This is a genomic window from Pantoea sp. CTOTU49201, from assembly GCF_032054795.1.
Classification (GTDB): Bacteria; Pseudomonadota; Gammaproteobacteria; order Enterobacterales; family Enterobacteriaceae; genus Pantoea; species Pantoea symbiotica.
The window spans coordinates 3,619-7,143 of the sequence record NZ_DAMBSA010000247.1 but is presented as its reverse complement, the minus strand read 5'-3'; the positions used below and the strand labels follow the sequence as shown (position 1 = coordinate 7,143).

Annotated in this window: 2 protein-coding genes; both read left to right on the top strand. The window is 61.0% G+C overall.

The window, feature by feature from the left end; translation table 11 throughout:
- The coding region (locus RTY00_RS16380) for a hydantoinase/oxoprolinase family protein (RefSeq protein ID WP_312665144.1) at positions 1–1,787 on the top strand (1,787 nt) is incomplete at its 5' end.
- 1 nt (position 1,788) lies between these two features.
- A partial coding sequence (locus tag RTY00_RS16375; RefSeq protein WP_312665143.1) for a hydantoinase B/oxoprolinase family protein occupies positions 1,789–3,525 on the top strand: 1,737 nt, incomplete at its 3' end.

Below are 3,525 nucleotides of genomic sequence, written 5' to 3'. Positions count from 1 at the left end.
AAGGTTTTTGCGATGTGCTGGAGCTGGCGCGCCTGAAGATCCCGCACATTCATGATCTGTTTTCGCGCCGACCGGCGCCGCTGATTTCGCGCGACCGGGTGTTCGCCATCAAAGAGCGCACCGATCGCCACGGCAACGTATTGACCGAGGTCGATAAGCAAAGCGTGTTGGATGCGATCAACGCCGCACGCGAAGCCGGTTGTCAGGGCATTGTGGTATCGCTGCTGCATAGCTATCGCAATCGCCACAACGAAGCGGCGGTGAAAGCCATCATTAATCAACACGCGCCCGAATTGCTCACCTCCTGTTCCGCCGATATCTGGCCGATTATTCGCGAATACGAACGCACCATCACCGCTACCATCAACGCCTATGTGCAGCCGATGGTGATCAATTATTTGGAATCGTTTGAGCGCGCGTTAAAAGAGAAAGGCGTGCGTCCTCCACCGCGCATCACCAAATCCAACGGCGGCGTGATGGGCGTCGAGCAGGCGAAAAGTGAATGCGTGCAGATGGTGCTGTCCGGCACCGCATCGGGCGTGATCGGTGCCAGCTTCCTCGCCAGCGCCTGCGGTTTCGACAAAATTCTCAGCCTCGATATTGGTGGCACCAGCGCCGATGTGGCGGTGATCGTTGACGGCCAGGTCGCGCAGGGCAACGGCGAAATCATCGGTGATTTCCCGATCTATATTCCGTCGGTGGCGGTGACGTCCGTTGGGCAGGGCGGCGGTTCGCTGGCGTGGATTGATAATCAGGGCGTGCTGCAAATGGGGCCGGACAGCGCTGGTTCGCTTCCGGGCCCAGTATGCTTCCAGCGCGGCGGCACGCAGCCAACCGCCACCGATGCCTTTGCCGCCTGCGGCATGATTGGTCACGGCGATCTCGGCTACAACGCGGTGCAAGTGGATGTCGCCGCCGCGCGCGCTGCGTGGCAGCCGCTGGCGGATAAGCTCGGCATCAGCATTGAAGAGACCGCCGAAACCGCCATCGAGCTGGCGATCTCCAGCATGTATGGCGACACCAGCGGTTTGCTGTCGCGCTTCGGCCTCGATCCGCGTGAATTCTGGTTCCTCGCCTTTGGCGGTGCGGGCCCGATGATGGGCTGCTTCCTCGCGCGCGAGCTGAACATGAAAGGGGTGATCGTGCCGCCGACGCCGGGCGTGTTGTCAGCGTTGGGTGGTTTAGTGGCAGATATCCGTAACGACTTTATCCGCACGCTGTATAGCGATCTTGATGCTTCATTGGCGGATCGTCTGGCGACCGAAGCCGAGGCGCTGAGCCAGCGCGCGCGTGACTGGCTCAGCAGCCAGCACGGCGCGCATATGCCGTTCACGCTGCACTACAGCGCCGACATGCGCTATCGCGGCCAGTCATTTGAAATTGAAGTGGCACTTGAGCCGCACTGGCTGGCGCAGGCCGATGTCGCGGCGTTGCATGATGCCTTTGATCATCAGCATCAGCAGCTGTTTGGTCACTTTGATGCCGATGCGCCGGTGCAGATTATCAATCTGCGTTTAGTGATTGCTTCTCCCACGCCAAAACCCACGCTCAATAAGCTGGCTGCCGCCGACGCGCCGGTTGAAGTGGCGAAGCAGGTTAGCGCGTGGATCGATGGCGCGGCGCATCAGGTGGATGTAGTGCTGCGTGCCACGCTGCGCGCCGGACATCAGCTGATTGGCCCGGTGATTGTCGCGCAGGATGACTGCACCACCTGCGTGCCGCCCAACATGAAAGTGGATGTGGATAGCTTTGGCAACCTGCTGATTACGCCGTTGGAGGCGAACTAACATGGCGATTGACGGACGTAACCTGCAAATTCTGGCCAACTACTGCGCGGCCGCCGCCGATGCGATGGCCTTCACCTTGATGCGCACCGCACACTCCACTTTCGTCAAAGAGACGGAAGATTTTTCCTGCCAGATCGTCAGCCGCGACGGCCTGGCGTTCGCCTCACCGCGCAGCTTCGGCGCGCCCTGGTACAGCGGCATCGATTACGGCCCGGTGCTGGCGCTGATCGACAGCTACGAAGAAGGCGATATCTGCATCACCAACGATTCCTACGCCGGTAACGTCGCCACGCACTCGCCCGATATCCATATCTGGAAACCGGTGTTTCATGGCGGCGAAATTGTCTGCTTTGTGGTGGGGCACATCCACAACACCGACGTCGGCGGCGCGGTGCCGGCTTCGCTATCGCGCTCGCTCACCGATATCGTGCAGGAAGGGATTCGCATTCCACCGCTGAAAATTGTGCGCAACGGCGAACTGAATGAGGAAGTGGCGCGCATCATGCGCCTCAACGTGCGCGCGCCGGAGCAAAACTGGGGCGACTTCAAAGCGCAGATCGCCTCGGTCAACGTCGGCGAACGCAAAATCCACGACATCATTGCGCGCTTTGGCGTAGGCGATTTTCTGCAAGGGATCGAAGGGATTCTTGATTACGCCGAAGCCCAAGCGCGCAGCATAATCAACACCATTCCTGATGGCGAATACTTCTATGCTGATTTTGCCGATGAAGATGGCGAAGGCGGTTTCCCGTGCCGCGTGGCGATCACCTTGCGCGTTAACGGCGACACGCTGGAACTCGATTACACCGGCAGCGATCCGCAATTATCATCGTCGCTGAATATGCCGACCGGCGGACGCGAGCGTCATCCGCTGGCGCTGGTCGGCGTGACGTATGTGCTCTCGACGCTGGATCGTAACCTGCTGCTCAACGCCGGCACTTTGCGCCCAACGCGCGCCATTCTGCCGCCGGGCACGGTGATGAACTGCGAAGCTCCGGCGGCGGTCGGCATGCGCTCGCTGACCTGCGCGCTGTCGCAAATCGCCACGCTTGGTGTGTTTTCGCAGGCGATTCCCGATCGCTTACCGGCAAACTCGCCGGGCGGCAACTCGATCATGAACATCCGCACCACCGACAGCGCCAACCGCAGCGTGGTGGCCTCGCTGGGTCCGGTCGGCGGCGGGGCAGGTGGCACGCCGCGCCACGATGGCCCCGACGGTTCCGGCGGTTTATCGGCGTTCCTGAAAAACACGCCGATTGAGATCAACGAAGCCGAAGTGCCAATCCATTTCCATCGCTACGGTTTAGCTGCCGACAGCGCCGGAGCCGGGCGTTATCGCGGCGGTTTAGCCACCGAGATGGCGTTTGAAGTTTTTGCGCCGAATACCACGGTGACGGCGCGCAACCGCAACCGTTCGGTGTTCGCCTCGGCGGGCGTGCTGGGCGGCGAATCTGGCGGCCTTTCGCACTTCCGCACGTTGCGTAACGGCACCGTGATTGAACACGGCAATACTGATGTGATCCACTGCCAGCCGGGCGATATTGTCGAGGTGCGCGGCCCCGGCGCGGGTGGTTACGGTTTGCCGGTGGATCGCGATGTGCAGCACGTGTTGGAGGATGTGCGCTGTGGATTTGTCTCTGAGCAGGTGGCACGCGACAGCTACGGCGTGGCGCTGCGCGATGGTGAGATTGATGAGGGCGAAACCGCGCGGCTGCGGGCTGAGATGTTATCTTCGGCG